This is a genomic window from Haloterrigena alkaliphila (assembly GCF_017352155.2).
GTDB lineage: Archaea > Halobacteriota > Halobacteria > Halobacteriales > Natrialbaceae > Haloterrigena > Haloterrigena alkaliphila.
In genome coordinates this window covers 1,307,830-1,324,106 of the sequence record NZ_CP071462.1, presented here as the reverse complement: position 1 = coordinate 1,324,106, position 16,277 = coordinate 1,307,830, and the positions used below count along the sequence as shown (strand labels likewise).

At 66.7% G+C, this 16,277-nt stretch carries 16 protein-coding genes; 9 read left to right on the top strand and 7 right to left on the bottom strand.

Annotated elements, in window-relative coordinates:
* Positions 1-121: 121 nt before the first annotated feature.
* Positions 122-2,662: a DEAD/DEAH box helicase gene (locus J0X25_RS25245; protein WP_207290305.1), complete on the bottom strand. Its 2,541-nt coding sequence runs from the start codon at positions 2,660-2,662 to the stop codon at positions 122-124.
* A gap of 141 nt (positions 2,663-2,803) precedes the next feature.
* On the opposite strand from J0X25_RS25245, the gene J0X25_RS25240 reads away from it, so the two are divergent.
* From J0X25_RS25240 to ppk1, 3 genes are all read left to right on the top strand, one after another.
* A complete protein-coding gene (locus tag J0X25_RS25240; RefSeq protein ID WP_207290304.1) occupies positions 2,804-3,304 on the top strand; it encodes a TspO/MBR family protein in 501 nt (166 codons plus the stop codon).
* A gap of 115 nt (positions 3,305-3,419) precedes the next feature.
* Positions 3,420-4,118: a metallophosphoesterase family protein gene (locus J0X25_RS25235; RefSeq protein ID WP_207290303.1), complete on the top strand. Its 699-nt coding sequence runs from the start codon at positions 3,420-3,422 to the stop codon at positions 4,116-4,118.
* A gap of 7 nt (positions 4,119-4,125) precedes the next feature.
* On the top strand, positions 4,126-6,444 hold the full coding sequence (gene ppk1, locus J0X25_RS25230; RefSeq protein ID WP_207290302.1) for a polyphosphate kinase 1: 2,319 nt from the start codon (positions 4,126-4,128) through the stop codon (positions 6,442-6,444).
* Between the two features lie 39 nt (positions 6,445-6,483).
* Here ppk1 and J0X25_RS25225 read toward each other — a convergent pair whose 3' ends face one another.
* Complete coding sequence (locus J0X25_RS25225) at positions 6,484-7,668, bottom strand: MFS transporter (RefSeq protein ID WP_207290301.1); 1,185 nt, start codon at positions 7,666-7,668, stop codon at positions 6,484-6,486.
* Positions 7,669-7,830: 162 nt separating this feature from the next.
* Here J0X25_RS25225 and J0X25_RS25220 point away from each other — a divergent pair, with 162 nt between their 5' ends.
* Both J0X25_RS25220 and J0X25_RS25215 read left to right on the top strand, forming a co-directional pair.
* Complete coding sequence (locus J0X25_RS25220) at positions 7,831-8,766, top strand: ABC transporter ATP-binding protein (protein ID WP_207290300.1); 936 nt, start codon at positions 7,831-7,833, stop codon at positions 8,764-8,766.
* Entirely contained in the window at positions 8,763-9,602 is an 840-nt protein-coding gene (locus J0X25_RS25215; RefSeq protein ID WP_207290299.1) for an ABC transporter permease subunit, read from the top strand. The genes J0X25_RS25220 and J0X25_RS25215 overlap by 4 nt, the downstream gene beginning before the upstream one ends.
* 53 nt (positions 9,603-9,655) lie before the next feature.
* On the opposite strand, the gene J0X25_RS25210 is transcribed toward J0X25_RS25215, so the two are convergent.
* From J0X25_RS25210 to J0X25_RS25195, 4 genes are all read right to left on the bottom strand, one after another.
* Positions 9,656-9,874 carry a hypothetical protein gene (locus J0X25_RS25210; RefSeq protein ID WP_207290298.1) on the bottom strand — a complete coding sequence of 73 codons (219 nt, stop codon included), beginning with the start codon at positions 9,872-9,874 and terminating at the stop codon, positions 9,656-9,658.
* A gap of 124 nt (positions 9,875-9,998) precedes the next feature.
* Positions 9,999-10,589 carry a diacylglycerol/polyprenol kinase family protein gene (locus J0X25_RS25205; protein WP_207290297.1) on the bottom strand — a complete coding sequence of 197 codons (591 nt, stop codon included), beginning with the start codon at positions 10,587-10,589 and terminating at the stop codon, positions 9,999-10,001.
* 414 nt (positions 10,590-11,003) lie between these two features.
* Complete coding sequence (glyS, locus tag J0X25_RS25200) at positions 11,004-12,788, bottom strand: glycine--tRNA ligase (RefSeq protein ID WP_207290296.1); 1,785 nt, start codon at positions 12,786-12,788, stop codon at positions 11,004-11,006.
* Positions 12,781-13,689 (bottom strand): CBS domain-containing protein, encoded by a 909-nt coding sequence (locus tag J0X25_RS25195; protein ID WP_207290295.1) that lies wholly within the window; start codon positions 13,687-13,689, stop codon positions 12,781-12,783. The genes glyS and J0X25_RS25195 overlap by 8 nt, the downstream gene beginning before the upstream one ends.
* Before the next feature lie 130 nt (positions 13,690-13,819).
* Here J0X25_RS25195 and J0X25_RS25190 point away from each other — a divergent pair, with 130 nt between their 5' ends.
* From J0X25_RS25190 to J0X25_RS25175, 4 genes are all read left to right on the top strand, one after another.
* Positions 13,820-13,984 carry a DUF7556 family protein gene (locus tag J0X25_RS25190; RefSeq protein ID WP_207290294.1) on the top strand — a complete coding sequence of 55 codons (165 nt, stop codon included), beginning with the start codon at positions 13,820-13,822 and terminating at the stop codon, positions 13,982-13,984.
* Between the two features lie 179 nt (positions 13,985-14,163).
* Positions 14,164-14,679 carry a DUF7974 family protein gene (locus J0X25_RS25185; RefSeq protein WP_207290293.1) on the top strand — a complete coding sequence of 172 codons (516 nt, stop codon included), beginning with the start codon at positions 14,164-14,166 and terminating at the stop codon, positions 14,677-14,679.
* A 57-nt stretch (positions 14,680-14,736) separates the two neighbouring features.
* Positions 14,737-15,243 carry a hypothetical protein gene (locus tag J0X25_RS25180; RefSeq protein ID WP_207290292.1) on the top strand — a complete coding sequence of 169 codons (507 nt, stop codon included), beginning with the start codon at positions 14,737-14,739 and terminating at the stop codon, positions 15,241-15,243.
* A 74-nt stretch (positions 15,244-15,317) separates the two neighbouring features.
* Positions 15,318-15,902, top strand: coding sequence for a DUF7437 domain-containing protein (locus J0X25_RS25175; RefSeq protein ID WP_207290291.1), 585 nt, complete (start codon positions 15,318-15,320; stop codon positions 15,900-15,902).
* A gap of 162 nt (positions 15,903-16,064) precedes the next feature.
* Here J0X25_RS25175 and J0X25_RS25170 read toward each other — a convergent pair whose 3' ends face one another.
* Complete coding sequence (locus J0X25_RS25170; RefSeq protein ID WP_207290290.1) at positions 16,065-16,223, bottom strand: hypothetical protein; 159 nt, start codon at positions 16,221-16,223, stop codon at positions 16,065-16,067.
* Positions 16,224-16,277 lie beyond the last annotated feature (54 nt).

The window sequence follows — 16,277 nt, the reverse complement described above, 5'->3', positions numbered from 1 at the left end:
ACGAGACCGGTCGGATCTCCGTCCCCGGCGACCGGGAGGAGGGGATCGCGTCCGACGCGAGCGATTGAGGCCGTCCCGCTGCGAGCGACCGGGGGTCGACCGCCGGTCAACTGCCGGTCGACTACCCCGTGTAGTCGCTGCCGATGACCTCCCGAATCCGCTCGGCGGTCACCGTCCCGACGCCGTCGGCCTCCCGTAACTCCTCCTCGGTCGCGATCATCATCTCCTCGACGGTGCCGAACTCCTCGAGCAGCGATCGCGCCGTCACGGGACCGATATCGGCGATCGAGGAGACGACGTACTCCTGCTGTTCGGCCAGCGTCTTGGACTGCTTCTCGCCGTGGACGGAGACTTCCCGGTCGGCGGTCTCCTGCTCGCGGCCCGCGATCACCGCGAGCAGTTCGGTCGTCTCGTCCTCGCCCTCGGTCCGCAGGACGCTCGCGCCGAAGTCGACGGCCAGACTCGAGAGCGCGCCGCGGATCGCGTTCGGGTGGACGTCCCGCTGTTCGTAGAGGCCGTCGCCCTCGACGATCACGATCGGTCGCGAGTAGTGGCGGGCCATCGCGCCGACCTGCTCGAAGACCGATCGGTCGCCCCCCACGAGCGAGTCGACGAAGTCCGCGACGGACTTGCGCTCGACGACCACCCGATCCGAGCAGACGTAGTCGCCCACGTCCAGCGTCTCGAGGCGCACCTCGATCTCCTCGCGTCGCGAGAGGTCCCGCGCGATGTTGGCGTCCATCTCCCGCTGGTCGGCGACGATCTCGATCCGGTCGCCCTCGGCGTGGGGTTCGTGGGTCTCGACCGGGTCGGCTTCGGTCTCGGTAACGTCGGCAGCGCCCCCGGTATCGGCCGTCGTCTCGTCGCCGTCAGTCTCACTCGAGTCCGAGTTCTCGGTCGCGAACTCCTGTAGTCCGGGCCGTGTCGAAACCCCTTCAGTTCCGGTGGAAGAATCGCTGACAGCGTCGGGGTTTTCGCCTTGTCCATTCACTTTCACTTCGCCCTCCGCCGCGCCTCGGCTCGCGGCTCCGCCGCTCGCCCCGTCCGAGGAGCGTCGCTCCTCGCTCCCGTCGAAGTCCGTCAGCGCCTGCTGGGAGTCGTCCAGTTCCTCCTCGAGGTCGTCGGCGACCCCCTTCAGGTCGCGCAGTTCCGACTCCATCTCCTTCTCGCGGCGACGGGAGATCCAGAAGTAGGCCTCGTCGCGGGTGTCCTCGGCCATCAGGACGACGACCCGACCCTCGGATTGGCGACCCGTCCGGCCCTTGCGCTGGATCGACCGGATCGCGGTGGGAACGGGTTCGTAGAAGAGCACGAGGTCGACCTCCGGGACGTCCAGTCCCTCCTCGGCGACGGAGGTCGAGACCAGCACCTCGAACTCGCCGGCACGGAAGGCGTCCAGCACCTCCTGCTGTTCCTTCTGAGTCATGCCGTCCGACCCCTCGCGGTCGCCCTGCCCGACGAACCGCTTGGCGTCGAAACTGTCGTTCAGGAACTCCGTCAGCGCCTCCGCGGTGTCTCGGGACTCGGTGAAGACGATGACCCGCTCGCCGCCCTCGAGCCCGAGCGTCTCGGCGAGCAGCATTCTGGTCTTGCGGTACTTGGGGTGTAGCTGGTCGAAGCTCTCGGCCTTGCGCATGGCCTCCCGGACGCGCGGGTCGGAGACCAGCCGCTGGCTCGCCTTCGACGCGCCCGAGGAGCGGGCCTGGTTGCGCTGGCGCTCGAAGTACCGACAGACGGCCTCGACGCTCTGGGTCTCGACGAGCGTCACGGCCTGCCGGAGCTTCATCACCTCCGCGTGGATCGACATCCCCTCGAACCCCTCCGACTGGTCGTTGTTGATCAGTTTCTGGAGTTCGGCGCGCATCCGGTTGAGGTCCTTCTGGGACTGGTCGGGCTGGGTCGAGGACGCGACGCCCAGCTCTTTGAGTTTCTCGAGGCGGTCTTTGATCACCTCGTTGAGCGCGTCGCGGATCTCGAGGACCGCCTCGGGGAGGTCGATGCGCTCCCACTCGACGTCGGTGTCGTGGGTGAACTCGTCGACGTCGGCGTCCTCCTCGGTCATCACCTCGACCTCCTGCAGGCCGAGGTTCTCGCAGACCTCGAGGATGGCCTCCTCGTCGCCGCCGGGGGAGGCCGACATTCCGGTCACGAGCGGGTCGCGCGCGTCGGCGTGGTAGCGCTCGGCGATGTAGTTGTAGGCGTAGTCGCCGGTCGCGCGGTGGCACTCGTCGAAGGTGATGTGGGTCACGTCGGCGAGCGAGATGCGGCTCCCGACGAGGTCGTTCTCGATCACCTGCGGGGTCGCCATCACGACCGTCGCCTCCTCCCACATCGCGGCGCGGTCGTCCGGACTCACGTCGCCCGTAAACACCACGATCTCCTCGTCGGGAATCTGTAGGGCCTCGCGGTAGAAATCGGCGTGTTGCTGGACGAGGGGCTTGGTCGGGGCGAGCATCAGCGACTTCCCGCCGACCTCCTCGAGTCTGCGCGCGGTGACGAGCAGGCTCACCGTCGTCTTCCCCAGTCCCGTGGGGAGACAGACGAGCGTGTGGTCGTTCGCGGCCGTCCCCGCGAGTTTCAACTGGTAGAGTCGGCGCTCGAGGAAGTCCGGCTCGAGGAGTGGATGCTCGATCGAGGGCGGTTCCTCGTCCTGTGCTGCCATTGCCGGCGATTCGAGACGGCTGCGGTTAAGCGTTGAGAAAGCACGGTGGAAGTGAACGCGGTCGCCGCGCGAAGGGCGCCGTCTCCGTGCGAGTCCCGATCGGGACCGCCGCTATAAGCACCTCCGAGACGTAGCGACCGTATGGCTACCCGGACGAGTACCCGTCGCCGTCCCGACCGTTACTCGCTCCTTCGTGCGATCGGCTTCGTCGTGCTGGTAAACGTCGTCGGCGCCGTTCCCGGCGTCCTCTCTTCTCCTAATAGCCCCTGGCTTCGGAGCCTCGAGAAGCCGCCGTTCTATCCCCCGAGCATCGCGTTTCCGATCGTCTGGACGGCGCTGTTTACGCTCATGGGGATCGCCCTGTGGCTGGTCTGGCGCAGCGATAGCGCCGGTCGACGGCTCGCGCTCGGCCTGTTCGCCGTCCAGATGGCGTTCAACGTCGTCTGGACCCCCGCGTTCTTCGCGCTCGAGGCGCCGCTGTTCGCACTCGGGATCATCCTCGTCCTCTGGGCGCTGGTCGTCGGGACTATCGTCGCCTTCGACCGGGTCGACCGTCGCGCCGCGGCGCTGCTCGTGCCGTATCTCGCGTGGGTGACGTTCGCGACCGCCCTCAACTTCGAACTCTGGCGGCTGAACGCCTAATCGGTCCCGCCGCGTCGGGGGCTCGGTACGCTGGCCTACGTAGCGGTACGTACTGCAATTTATCAAACATATAACGGCTTATCATAGATTTTCCGAAACGTCCGGTAGGGAATCCGTGATCGTTCCATCCGCGGCCGACGCCGAAGTATCGATCGACCAGCGCCGAATCGACATCGACGCCTACGACGACGTCTACGTCGTCGGCGACGTCCACGGCTGTCTCGAGGGACTCGAACGGCTGCTCTCGACGCTCGAGTTCGGCGCGGACGACCTCGCGGTGTTCGTCGGCGACCTGGTGCGGAAGGGACCGGAGAGCAAGGCGGTCCTCGAGCGGGTCCGGGAGTCGCCGAACCTGCAGTCGGTCCGCGGGAACAACGAGCAGAAACTCGTCGACGGCGAGGCCGACCTGCCGGGCCTCGAGTCCGCCGACTACCGGTTCATCGAGTCGCTGCCGACCGCCATCTCGTGGGACGACCACCTCGTCGTCCACGGCGGCGTCGATCCGGCGCGGCCGCTGTCCGCCCACTCGGGCGATGAGGTGCTGACGATGCGGAGTCCGGACGGCGACGGCTACGACGGACCGTTCTGGTTCGACGAGTACGCGGGCCCGCCGCGGGTCTTCTTCGGCCACACGGTCCTCGAGGAACCACTCGAGCGCGAGTGGGCGGTCGGTCTCGATACGGGTTGCGTCTACGGCGGCCACCTCACGGCCTACGACGTCCGACGAGAGCGGTTCGTGAGCGTCTCGACGCCCGAACACGAACCGCGTCCGGACGAGAAGTTCGCGACTGCGTCCGAGCACACACACGAGTGACACGGGGATGACTGGGAACGACACGTCCGAATTCGACCGCGCGGAACGGGGGGATCGACCGGTCGAACCGGCGGAGCGACCGACTGAACGGGGTGACGGAACGAACCGCGACGACGCTCCGGCCGTTCGAGCGATGAGCGACGGCGGATCGTCGGCCGACGACGAGGCGGACGAAGAAGGGGTCGACGAGAAGACGCAACTGGCGTTCAGCGCGAGCGCCAGCGGGGAGACTGTCGACCCCGGAGCCGACGTGCCCGAGTCCGTCGACCTCTCCGATCCGAACTACTATCTCAACCGGGAACGCAGCGAACTCGCCTTCCAGCGCCGAGTCCTCCGCGAGGCGCTCGACGAGAAGAATCCCTTGCTCGAGCGCGTGAAGTTCCTCGCGATCTTCACGACGAACGTCGACGAGTTCATCCGCAAGCGCGTCGGCGGCCTGAAACAGCAGATCGCCGCGGGGATCATCGAGGAGACGCCCGACGGGCTCACGCCCCGCGAGCAGTGGCGGGCGGTCCTCGAGGAGGCCCGCTCGCTGCTCGAGCGCCAGAGCCGCTGTTACCGCGAACAGATCCGGCCCGCCCTCGACGAGGCCGGCATCCACATCGTCGACTACGACGAGCTCTCGGCAACCGAGCGACGGGAGGTTCGCGACTACTTCGAGAATTCGGTCCTGCCGACCCTGACCCCGCTGACATTCGATCCGGCCCATCCGTTCCCGTTCATCTCGAACCAGAGCCTCTCGTTGGCCGTCCTGACCCGCGAGCACCCCGGCGACGATCTGACCTTCTCCCGCGTGAAGATCCCGCGCAATCAGGTTCGGTTCGTTCGGATCGGCGAGGACGACCGCTACGTGCTCCTCGAGGACGTCGTCCGGGCGAACCTCGACCTGCTGTTTCCGGACGTGGAGGTCGTCGAAACGACCCTGTTCCGGGTGACGCGCAACGCCGAGGTCGGCCGGGACGAGGAGGTCGCCGAGGACCTCATCGAGATGATCGAGGAGGTCATCGAGGAGCGCCGGTTCGCCACCGTCGTGCGCCTCGAGATCGAACCCGACGCGCCCGATGGCATCCTCGAGATTCTCACGCGGGAACTCGAACTCGACGAGCGGGAGGTCTTCCGCCTCGACGGGCCGCTGGACTACCGCGACTTCTTCGAACTGGCCGACCTCGATCGCGAGGCGTTGCGGCTCCCCGGCTGGACGCCCCAGCCTCATCCGCGGCTCGGCACCCGCGAGGACGGCCGTCCGATCTTCGACGTGATTCGCGACCGCGACGTCCTCGTCCACCACCCCTACCACTCCTTCGAGGACACCGTCCAGCGCTTCCTCGAGGAGGCGGCCGCGGACCCGGACGTGCTGGCGATCAAGGCCGCGATCTATCGCACCGCGAGCGATTCGAAGGTCATCGAGACGCTCATCGACGCCGCCCGCAACGGCAAACAGGTCGCGGTCATGGTCGAACTCAAAGCCCGCTTTGACGAGAAGAACAACCTCGAGTGGGCCAAGAAACTCGAGGAGGAGGGCATCCACGTCGCCTACGGGACGATCGGCTACAAGACCCACACGAAGACGTCGCTGGTCGTCCGCGAGGAAGACGACGGCGTACAGCTCTACTCCCACGTCGGCACCGGTAACTACCACTCCGAGACCGCGAAACAGTACGAGGACCTCGGCCTGCTGACCGCCGACCGCGACATCGGCCAGGACCTCGTGCGGGTGTTCAACTACTTCACCGGCCACTCGATGTACCGCGACTACCGGAAACTCCTCGTCGCGCCCGGCAACATGCGCGAGCGGTTCGTCGACCTCGTCCGCGAGGAAGCCCGGCGCGACCGGAACGGCGAGGATGCCCGTATCATCGCCAAGATGAATCGCCTGGAGGATCCGGAACTCGTCCGGGAACTCTACCGGGCGTCGATGGCCGGCGTCGACATCGACCTGATCGTTCGCGACATCTGCCGGCTCCGGCCCGGTCTCGAGGACGTCAGCGAGACCATCTCCGTCCACAGCGTCGTCGGCCGCTTCCTCGAACACTCGCGGATCTTCTACTTCCGGGCGGGCGGCGAGGAACGCTACTACATCGGGTCGGCCGACTGGATGACCCGCAATCTCGACAACCGCGTCGAGGCCATCGCACCGATCGAGGACCCGCGGCTCCGCTCGCGTCTCGACGAGATCCTCGAGACGCTGCTGGCGGACACCCGGAACCGGTGGGTGATGCGACCGGACGGCTCGTACGAGCCCTGTCGGGAGCGGGTCGACGAGGCGACGACCGACGTGCACGCGACCTTCACGGCGGCGGCCCGGGAGCACACCACGCGCCGCTGAGCGGCCGCGAGGTCGTCGGGGTCCCACATCGACCGGCGATCACCGATCCTCGAGTTCGGGCAGCCATCGAATCAGCACCGTCGCGACGATCGCGAAGCCGGCCAGAACGAAATACCCCTCGTCGAAGTAGCCCCGTTCGGCGAACGCACCGAATAGGACCGGACTCGCGGCGCCGATGGTCATGTAGGTGCTCCGCAGGAATCCAACCCCCGTCCCCTGCATGTCCGCGGGAAACGCCGCCGTCATGTACGGCAGGGTGATCGTCCCGTAGCCGAGGATGCTCGAGAGGAGGACGGTGCCGGCGACGATCGGCCAGAACCCCTCGAGGAACGGCAGTACGACCAGCGCGGCGGCGACGACGAGCAGGATGACCGGCAGCGACCGCCGAATCCCGAGTCGGTCGTAGAGGCGTCCGGTCGCCGGCTGGACGACGATCCCGAGCGCGAAGAACGTGCTGAACAGCGCCGTCGCCACTCCCTCTGAGAACCCCTTGATCTCGATCAGGTACGTCGGGTAAAAGCCCGTAAACGCCTGCCAGACGCAGTAGGTAAGGATCTGGATCGCCGTCACGACGACGATTTCTCGGCGCCGTACCTGCGCGAGGACGTACCGGGCCGTCTCGAGCGAGAGGTCGTCGACGGCGCTGGTCGTCCCCGACGTTCGCCCGGGGACGACGAGCCGGAGCAGGACCGCGACGAGCAGGAAGACGGGAACGGCCAGCCCGAACCCGTACTGCCAGGTGAACGCGCCGGCGATGGCGCCGGCAGCCAGGGGGAGGACGGCGTTGCCGACCTCGCCGGCGCCCATCGTGACGCCGATCGCGGTGCCGTCGTTGTTCGGGAAGACGTCCGAGAGGATCGTGAAGCGAGCGACGCCGTACAGCGCCGTCCCGAAGCCGAAGGCCGCCGTCGCGAGGTAGACGATGGCTGCCGAGTCGGCGAGGGCGACGAGGCTCAACGTCCCCGCCGAGATGAGCGTGCTCAGGACGAGGATGTTCCCCTCGCCGAGTCGGTCGGCGAGGATCCCGCCCGGAAGCTGTCCGAGCGCGTACGCGAGCCACAGCGCCGTCAACAGGAACCCGGCCGTCGTCAGGTCGAGCCCGTAGGCCTCGCGCAGGTAGGGGAGCAACACCGGATAGGCGAGCCGGACGCCGATCGAGAAACACCAGCCAGTCGCGACGGCGAACAGGATCTTCCCGCGGCCGTTCGCGAGTACCGCCTGCATCTTCGATATCCGCTCGGATCCCTGCAACTGAGCCACGGATACGACCCTTCGCCGGTGACGGTGTTGAGGGCTCCTGAACGGTACGGTGTTGCCGATACCGGAACTCGAGACGCCGACTTAATTATCAAAAGACTCATAATATCTCACAGACGTGTCGTCGACATGTCAGCGATCGAACTCCGCGGCGTGACCAAACGCTACGAGCGGTTCGGCCTCTTCGGAAGCCGATCGGTCACCGCCCTCCGCGACGTGGATCTCACCGTTCGCTCCGGGGAGATATTCGGCTTCCTCGGTCCGAACGGCGCCGGGAAGTCGACCACAATCGACCTCCTGCTCGACTACGCCGCCCCGACCGCCGGGTCGGTTCGCGTCCTCGGCCACGACGTCGCGACCGACGGGGCTGCCGTCCGCGACCGAATCGGCGTCCTCCCCGACGGCTACGGTCCGATCGGCGAACGCACGGGCCGCGAACACGTCGAGTTCGCCATCGACGCCAAGGGCGCCGACGACGACCCCGACGACCTCATCGAGCGCGTCGGGATGACCGGCCCGGCCGAGTACCCCGTCACGGAGTACTCGAAGGGGATGACCCAGCGGCTCGTGCTCGCCGTGGCGCTCGCGGGCGACCCGGATCTGCTGATACTCGACGAACCCTCGACCGGTCTCGACCCCAACGGCGCCCGGACCATGCGTCGGATCGTCCGCGAGGAGAACGAGCGCGGCGCGACCGTCTTCTTCTCGAGTCACATCATGGAGCAAGTCGAGGCGGTCTGCGACCGCGTCGCCATCCTCGACGGCGGCGAACTCGTCGCCGTGGACGCCATCGACGCGCTGCGCGAGTCCGCCGGCGGTTCGGCGGCCGTGACGGTCGACCTCTCGTCGGTTCCCGCCGACGTCGTCGACTACGTCCGGTCGATCGAGGGCGTGGTCGGCATCGAGACCAACGGCACGTCGGTGACGATCGCCTGCGACGACGCCGCGAAGGCCCCCGTCGTCGCGGCGTTCCACGACTCGCCGGCGACCGTGACGGACGTCACCACGAGCGAGACGTCGCTCGAGGATCTGTTCGAGCGCTACACCCGGGGTGTCGCCCAGTGAGCCGACTCGCCACCCTCGCGCTGTTCGTCCGCGAGGACGTCCGCGACACCCGTCGCGATCGTCAGCTGTACCTGTTGATCGGCATCTACGCCGTCGTCGGCGTGTTGCTGATCTACTCCGAGGGACGGTCGGTTGGCTTCCGGAGTCGCGGTCCCGAACTGGCGCCGGCGCTGTTCGTGATCTACACGATGCTGACGCCGCTGCTCGCGCTGGCCTTCTTCGCCTCGTCGGTCGTCGAAAAGCGAACGAACGGCGCCCTCAAGATCGTCCTCGGGTTGCCGATCGATCGCGCCTCGGTGGTCGTCGGGACGTTCGTCGCGCGCAGCCTCGTCATCTGCGGAGCCATCCTCGTCTCGATGATCGCCGCCGTTCCGGTTGGACTGCTCGTCGGCGTGGGCGTCGACCCCGTTCAGTTCGCCGGCGTCGCCGCGGTGCTCGCGCTGCTGGCCGTCACGTTCACCGCCCTCGCCGTCGGGCTCTCCGCGGTCGTGAGCACGTCGACGCGGGCGACCGTCGCCGCGTTCGGCGTCTTCGTGCTCTTCTTCTTCCAGCTGTGGGACCAGCTTCCCCGGATCGCGCTCTACGTTCGCCACGGCTTTTCCGCCCCCAGAACGACGCCGGAGTGGGTCTCCATCGTCGACGCGTTGAACCCGATGACGGCGTACTCCTTCCTCGTCGAGGGGTTGTTTCCCCACATCCGGAGCGGGACCTTCGTCAGCCCGCCACGGGAGACGGCGTTCTATCAGGAACCGACGTTCGCGCTCGCGGTGCTCGTCGGGTGGATCGTCCTCTCCGTCGGCGTCGGCTACTGGCGGTTCCGGGCGACGGATCTCTGACGGTCGCTCGGAGCGGCTGTCCGGCGTTCGAAACGAGTCGCGCGAGCGGAGCGTTACCGCTCTCGCAACCCGTCCACGAAGAGATCGAAGATCCAGTAGGCCGCGACCCCTGCGAGTGCGACCCCCAGAACGCCGTACAGCACGCTCCCGTCGGAAATCGCTTCTCTCACTCCACCGATACCGACGAGCCCTGCTGCCGCGAGTAACGCGCCGAGTATCGTGCGGTGGAGCGAGGCGACGAACGTCTCACTGCTGGTATCGTCGGCGCCCATACGTCAACTATACAACTGGATGACAGTAACTCTTCCGTCGTTCGGTTCGCACGGGTGCGGCCAATCGAGTGCTACAGCGTCCGCTTCGAGCCGAATCGAACCGCCCGGACCGGCCACGAGTCCATCAGACCGGCACGAACTCGAGGGCCAGATACGCCAGCACGCCGGCGTAGATGGGGATCGTCAGGTTGTCGTCGACGATGTAGTCGCCCAACTGGAGTTTGACGCCGTCGGCGAGGGTCGCGCCCAGCGCCGCCGCGACGATTGCGGCCGGATGCTCGTGGAGGAACGGGACGGCGATGAGCGCGCTCACGACGAACATCGTCACGAGCACCTTCGCGCTCTTGACCTGCCTGAGCGTGTTGTCTGAGACGGCGCCGCTGATCGGATCGCCGAGCGAGAGCATCAGCATCGCCGGCAGCGCGATCTGCGAGTCGAACAGCAGGACCACGACGGCCATACTGATCATGTAGAGCCCGTAGCCGGCCAGCTGATCTTGTTCGTACTCTCGGGTCAGCGTGTCGTAGAGCGCCCAGTCCAGTCCGATCCGCAGCCGAATGAACTCGAGGACGAGCGCGCCGAGGGCGAGGGCGCCGACGAGGAGCTGAAACCGGCCCCAGGTCAGCCCGAGCTCGAGAGAGTCCGCCAGCAGATAGAGGACGACCAGTCCGGACCCGCTCGCGTGGACGAGCCGTCGCTTGATTTCGTCGGCCATCACGTCACCCCTCGAAGGTGACTACCTTCAGTGCGTCGGTTATCTGTCGGCAACAAGCCTCGAACGTGTGGGGAACGGTCGCCGTCTTCACTGTGCTGGCCGCGGGCGACGCGAACGAAACCGAGCGTCCTGCTCCCGCGGACACTGGGGATTCCACACCCTCCCCAGTCGACTCGCTCAGTCACGTCGTTCCTTCGCTCGTCCAACGGAAGACGCTTCGCGTCTTCCGAGCCGTTCGCTCGCGAGACTCGCGAAGACCTCGCGCAGGTTCGTCGGTGATTCTCGGTATCCCTCGAACCACCGACAGCGCGCGCCACCGCACGCCGGCTGCGCGGCGTGGCGTGAGACGTTCTCAGCGGATATCGACTGGAAAACGTCGCTCGACGAGCCCTCGTTCTCGAGGTCCGCCTCCGACTACAGCTCCTCGAACTCGAGGTCGCCGTCCCGAATCGCCGACAGCGTCTCCGCGAGGTCCTCGACGGGCAGTCGCTTCTGGTCGGTCGAGTCGCGCTCGCGAACGGTGACGGTCGTCTCGTCGTCTTCGATCGTCTCGTAGTCGACGGTCACGCAGAACGGCGTGCCGACCTCGTCCTGCCGGCGGTAGCGCCGGCCGATGTTGCCCGAGTCGTCGTAGGCGACGGAGAGACCGGCCGCCCGCAGGTCGGCGACGATCTCGTCGGCCTGCGCCTCGAGGCCGTCGTCGTTCTGCAGCGGGAAGACGCCGACGAACGTGGGCGCGACCTCGGGCTCGAGCTCGAGGTAGGTCCGTTCCTCGCCGTCGACCTCGTCCTCGCGGTAGGCGTGGTGGAGGACGGTGTAGACGAGCCGATCCACGCCGAAGGAGGGTTCGATGACGTGCGGGATGATGTGCTCGCCCGCTTCGGTCTGCTCTTCGACGGCGAAGCCGGTCTTTTCGACGGGGAGTTCGTGGGTCTCTCCCTCAAGATCGATCTCGACGGTGTCCCCCTCGAACGCGGCGCGGTCGCGAGCCGCGAGGTCCTCGAGTTCCGCGACGACGGCCTGCGCGTCGCCGCCGAACTCCGGTCCCAGATAGCTCATGTCGGGGTCGACCGTGGCGCGCTCGACCGTTTTGGGCTCGTCGTACTGCTTGAAGACGGTGAAGCGGTCGCCGGAGTGTTCGGCGTGCTTCGAGAGGTCGTAGTCGCTGCGGTAGGCGAAGCCGGCCATCTCGATCCAGTTTCCGTCGATTTCGCTTTCGGCGTCCCAGCAGTCGGCCGCGTAGTGGGCGCGCTCGCCCGAGAGGTGCTGGCGGAACCGGAACCGGTCCATGTCGACGCCGACCGCGTCGTACCACGGCTTGGCGACGCCGAGGAAGTAGGCGACCCACGGGCTGGTGATGACGTCGTCTTCGACGGCCTCGCCGATCGTCGTCTGAATCTCCGAGCCGTCCTCGGCGTTCTGCTCGCTGGCCGGATAGAGCGTCACTTCGACGTCCGCGACGCTCTCGAGGTCGGGCTCGTCCGTTTCGGGGTCGATGAAGTACTCGAGTTCGGCCTGCGTGAACTCCCGCGTCCGAATGATCGAGCGGCGCGGGCTGATCTCGTTGCGGTAGGCCCGGCCGATCTGGGTGACGCCGAAGGGAAGCTGGTTGCGGGCGTACTCCTTGAGTCGGGGAAACTCGACGAAGATGCCCTGGGCGGTCTCGGGGCGCAGGTAGCCGGGATCGGAGTCGCCGGGGCCGATGTTCGTCGCGAACATGAGGTTGAAGGTCTCGACGGCCTGGCCCGCCAGTCCCGCACCGCAGTTCGGACAGACGAGTTCGTACTCGGCGATGACGTCCTCGACCTCCGGAATGGGGAGGCTCTCGGCGTCCTCGTACTCCGTGTTATCTTCGATGACGTGGTCCGCGCGGTGGCTCTCACCGCACTCGGGACACTCGACGAGCATGTCGTCGAAGCCCTCGAGGTGGCCCGAGGCCTCGAAGACGGGTTCGGGCATGATCGTCGGCGCGTCGATTTCCATGTTGCCCTCGGCGACGGCGAACCGGTCGCGCCAGGCGTCCTCGACGTTGCCCTTCAGGGACGCGCCCTGCGGGCCGAAGGTGTAGAAGCCGCCGACGCCGCCGTAGGCCCCGCTGGACTGGAAGAAGTAGCCCCGACGCTTGGCCAGTTCGACCAGTTTCTCGCTCGTCGCGTCCGTTTCGTGTTCGGCTTCGTCCGCGTGTTCGTGCTCACTCATAGAGCGCCTCGAGGATGTCGACGTCGCAGACGATGCCGACGAGCTGCTCGCCGGTCACCATCGGGATCTGTTCGATGTCGTTGCTGATCATCCGCTGGGCGGCCTCCTGGATGGGCGTCTGGCCCGAGACCGTCACCACGTCGTCGCTCATGAACTCCCGGACGGGCCCGGCGGGGATCTCGATGTCACGCGTCGGGAGGTAGCGGCTGCCGACGGCCTTGATCCCCTCCCAGGACCACTCGTCGTCCTGGTCTCCGAAGTTGTCGCCGGTTTCCTCTTCGCCCTCGACGATGCGAGCGACGTCGATGACGTCGACCTCGGTGAGGACGCCGCTCATCTCGCCGTCGTCGTCCAGCGCGACGGTGTAGGGGACGTTCGCGTAGGAGAGTTCGCGCTCGGCGACCGGCAGCGGCGCCCCCTCGTAGGTCGTGTTCACGTTCTCGCTCGCGTAGGCGTCGACGGTGCCGTCGGTTTCCTGATCGCCCGTCGCGATCGCGTGGATCACGTCGGTCACGGTGACGATCCCCTCGAACTGGTCGGCGTCGGTCGACTCGTCGCCGTCCGTCGGGTCGGCGCCGGTCGGTTCCGTGCTCCCGACCACGGGGACGCGGCGCGCGCCCTCCCTGACCATCGTCTGCGCGACCTCCTCGAGCGGGGTGCTCGCGGTCGTGGTCGGGACGGTCTCATCCATCAGCATGACGAGCTGGTCCTCGTCGGGCTGTTCGATCAGGACCTTGCGCGAGATCAGTCCCCTGTACTCGGGGCCGTCGTCGGTCGAATCGACGACCGGAACGGACGAGAACGACTGTTCTTGCAGGTACTCGAGGACGTCCGTGCGAGTACCGGGTAGTTCGACGGTTACCACGTCCTCGCGGGGCGTCATCGCGTCGGCTACGTTCATGTCCCCACGGTACGCCCAAAATAAGTATAAACCCAGTGTTTCGCGGGCCCGCGACCGGCCGCCCGATCGGTCGCCGGAACGAACAGTTCGATTCGATGAGTTTATGTGTGGGTGGGAGACTGTCCCATACATGGCGACGAACCCCCACGCCATGACGCCCGACGACGAGACCGTCGTCGGTTCGATCGACTCGACGGACTCGAGTACGGAATACGTCATCGCCGACATCTCGGCCGATGGCGCCTGGCTTTCGATGCGAGCGGACGACGCGCCGACGCTACCGGCATGGCGATAACTGGGGGAGTGGAGGGATTTCGGCGCGGGTTACGCGTCGATCGGTTTCGACCGCGCGGTCACCGTTTTCGATTCACCGTTCGACGAGTCCGGTAGCGACCGGCGTCGACGGCCCCGAGGACCGGCGAGCAACCGCTCGAGGGAACGAATTTTAGTATGTGACCGTTGCAATCCCGGTCGATGGTCGGTCCACAGCCCCGGCGCGACGTCGGGACCGACGCGAGCGACGAGTTCGGCGTCGACCCCGGCGACTCGCGGTCCGGTCTCGCCACGCGCCTCTCGTCGCTCGTCCCCGCAGCGCTCGCCCGGCGCGCGGTCGCCGTCTCCCTCGAGACCGATCGGGACGTCTACGCGCGCGACGACCCCGTCGAGATCACCGTCACCTTCGAGAATCGGCTCCCGGTGCCCGTCGCGATTCCGACGCCCCGGCGGCGCCGCTGGGGGTGGACGGTCGACGGCGATCTCGAGGCCAGCGACGAGCGCCGGTACACCCGCGAGCGGCCCGCGGCGTTTCGCTTCGACGGCGGCGAGCGCAAACGGATCCGGTTCACCTGGCACGGCCGCCTCGAGCGCACCGCCGGCGACGCCCACGAATCGATCGTTCCCGACCCCGGCGAGTACGAACTCCGCGCGTTCGTCGCGACCCACGAGGGGCGATATCGGCCGAGCGACTCGACGACGATTCGCCTCGAGTAGCGACGAGGATCCGCGCCCGTCGGTAACCGTATAATCGTGTGCGCCGTGAGACCGCACATGTCCCTCGAGCAGGTGTTCGTCGGACTGCCGGATCCCCGCTCGCACTCGTTTCCCGACTACTCGCTCCCGCAGGGCGATCCCGTCATGCCCGTCGCCGTGACGCGCGAGGAACTCGATACGGTCCTCGACCTCTACGAGTCCTTCCGGCGCGTCGACCCGACCGGGCTGGACGCGAACCCGTTGCTCGAGGCGGCGACGACGTACATGCAGCAGTCGTTCGGCGTCCCCCAGTATCGGCCGGACGAGCAGTTACACGACGATATCGGGGCGTTGCTCAACGACTTCTCGGACGACCTCGGCGGTCGATCGATGGGCGTCGTCGACGCCACGCCCGACCACCACCGGACGCTGTACTTCTTCCTGATCAGCTGTCGCGGCTATCACGCCGCGCCGCACATCCGATTCGATCCCGACGAGGCGGCTGTCGCGACGCTCTACGACTGGTACCAGCGGGTGACCGACCAGGACGCGTATCTGAAGGATCCGCTCTCGGTGCTCGAGTGAGCGTCGGTTCGCGGGCCGACGGTATCGGGCTGTTCGATCCCAAGGTCTATTACTCAATACACGAATTATGAATTATGTCGAAAGCGGCCGGTGATCCCGAGCGCGCCATCAACGGATTCATATCGATCGCTCGACTGCTCGAGGAGCCGCGGCTCGCGCGGCTCTATACGTACGTCCTTCGGATCGGGGAAGCCACGATCGACGAGATTACAGCCGATCTCGATACGCCTCGAACGACGGCCTACGCCGACACGGCGACGCTCGTCGATCTGGGAGCGCTCGAGCGCGACGACGAGCAGAAGACGCACACGTATACCGCCGTTCCACTCGCGCTCACTGCGACCCTCGATGGCGACGAGTACACGATTACGCCGACGTTCATCGAAGCGTTCGGCCGCACACCGCGAGCGCAGGATCTCGAGTTTCTAATCGACAAACACGGGATCGGCAAACTCGCGGCTGCGCTCACGTATGCCGTTCCCTACGTCGAAGGAAGGATGTCCGAGCGAGTCGCCGCTCGCGAACTGAACCTCCAGCCCGCGGTCGGTATCGCCGTCCTTCAGGCCCTCCGCGAGGTGATCCTCGAGATGCGAGCGCACGATCCGTACTTCGATCGGATTCGAAACGCGCGCGAGCACCCGTCGAACGAGGACGCGTAGGCACCTGCGAGATGGCTGCTGTAGACTACGGCGACGAGACCGCAACGTGGGTGGCGAATCTCGAGTAGCGTCGTCAGTGCCGCGTGAGTCGAGACTGGTCACCGTCGAGTAGCGGGTGGAAAAGGGGAGTCCGCGTCCGCGCGGTCGGTCATCGAGTCGTCCTCACCCGGTGAGGAAGCCACCCGGCGGAATTCGCGTCGCCGGAGTGCCGTCCTCGTTCGTCGCTCGGTCCTCACCGAGCGCCGGGGAGTGCTGGATCGTTCGTCGGGCCTTCGCGATTCGCTGCGTGCCTGCCGTGACGGTTGCGAGTATCTTACTCATACATGAGTAAAAGGGCCGGCGGGTACATAAGTATTTTCGAGATGAAAGTTCGTG

Bases quoted from the DNA above. Each gene is read 5' to 3' on its own strand.
- glyS (WP_207290296.1), bottom strand. From the start codon at position 12,788: ATGAGTGAGCACGAACACGCGGACGAAGCCGAACACGAAACGGACGCG.
- J0X25_RS25195 (WP_207290295.1), bottom strand. From the start codon at position 13,689: ATGAACGTAGCCGACGCGATGACGCCCCGCGAGGACGTGGTAACCGTC.
- J0X25_RS25205 (WP_207290297.1), bottom strand. From the start codon at position 10,589: ATGGCCGACGAAATCAAGCGACGGCTCGTCCACGCGAGCGGGTCCGGA.
- J0X25_RS25180 (WP_207290292.1), top strand. From the start codon at position 14,737: ATGTCCCTCGAGCAGGTGTTCGTCGGACTGCCGGATCCCCGCTCGCAC.
- J0X25_RS25220 (WP_207290300.1), top strand. From the start codon at position 7,831: ATGTCAGCGATCGAACTCCGCGGCGTGACCAAACGCTACGAGCGGTTC.
- J0X25_RS25175 (WP_207290291.1), top strand. From the start codon at position 15,318: ATGTCGAAAGCGGCCGGTGATCCCGAGCGCGCCATCAACGGATTCATA.
- J0X25_RS25190 (WP_207290294.1), top strand. From the start codon at position 13,820: ATGGCGACGAACCCCCACGCCATGACGCCCGACGACGAGACCGTCGTC.
- ppk1 (WP_207290302.1), top strand. From the start codon at position 4,126: ATGACTGGGAACGACACGTCCGAATTCGACCGCGCGGAACGGGGGGAT.
- J0X25_RS25240 (WP_207290304.1), top strand. From the start codon at position 2,804: ATGGCTACCCGGACGAGTACCCGTCGCCGTCCCGACCGTTACTCGCTC.
- J0X25_RS25225 (WP_207290301.1), bottom strand. From the start codon at position 7,668: ATGCAGGCGGTACTCGCGAACGGCCGCGGGAAGATCCTGTTCGCCGTC.
- J0X25_RS25185 (WP_207290293.1), top strand. From the start codon at position 14,164: ATGGTCGGTCCACAGCCCCGGCGCGACGTCGGGACCGACGCGAGCGAC.
- J0X25_RS25170 (WP_207290290.1), bottom strand. From the start codon at position 16,223: ATGAGTAAGATACTCGCAACCGTCACGGCAGGCACGCAGCGAATCGCG.
- J0X25_RS25245 (WP_207290305.1), bottom strand. From the start codon at position 2,662: ATGGCAGCACAGGACGAGGAACCGCCCTCGATCGAGCATCCACTCCTC.
- J0X25_RS25210 (WP_207290298.1), bottom strand. From the start codon at position 9,874: ATGGGCGCCGACGATACCAGCAGTGAGACGTTCGTCGCCTCGCTCCAC.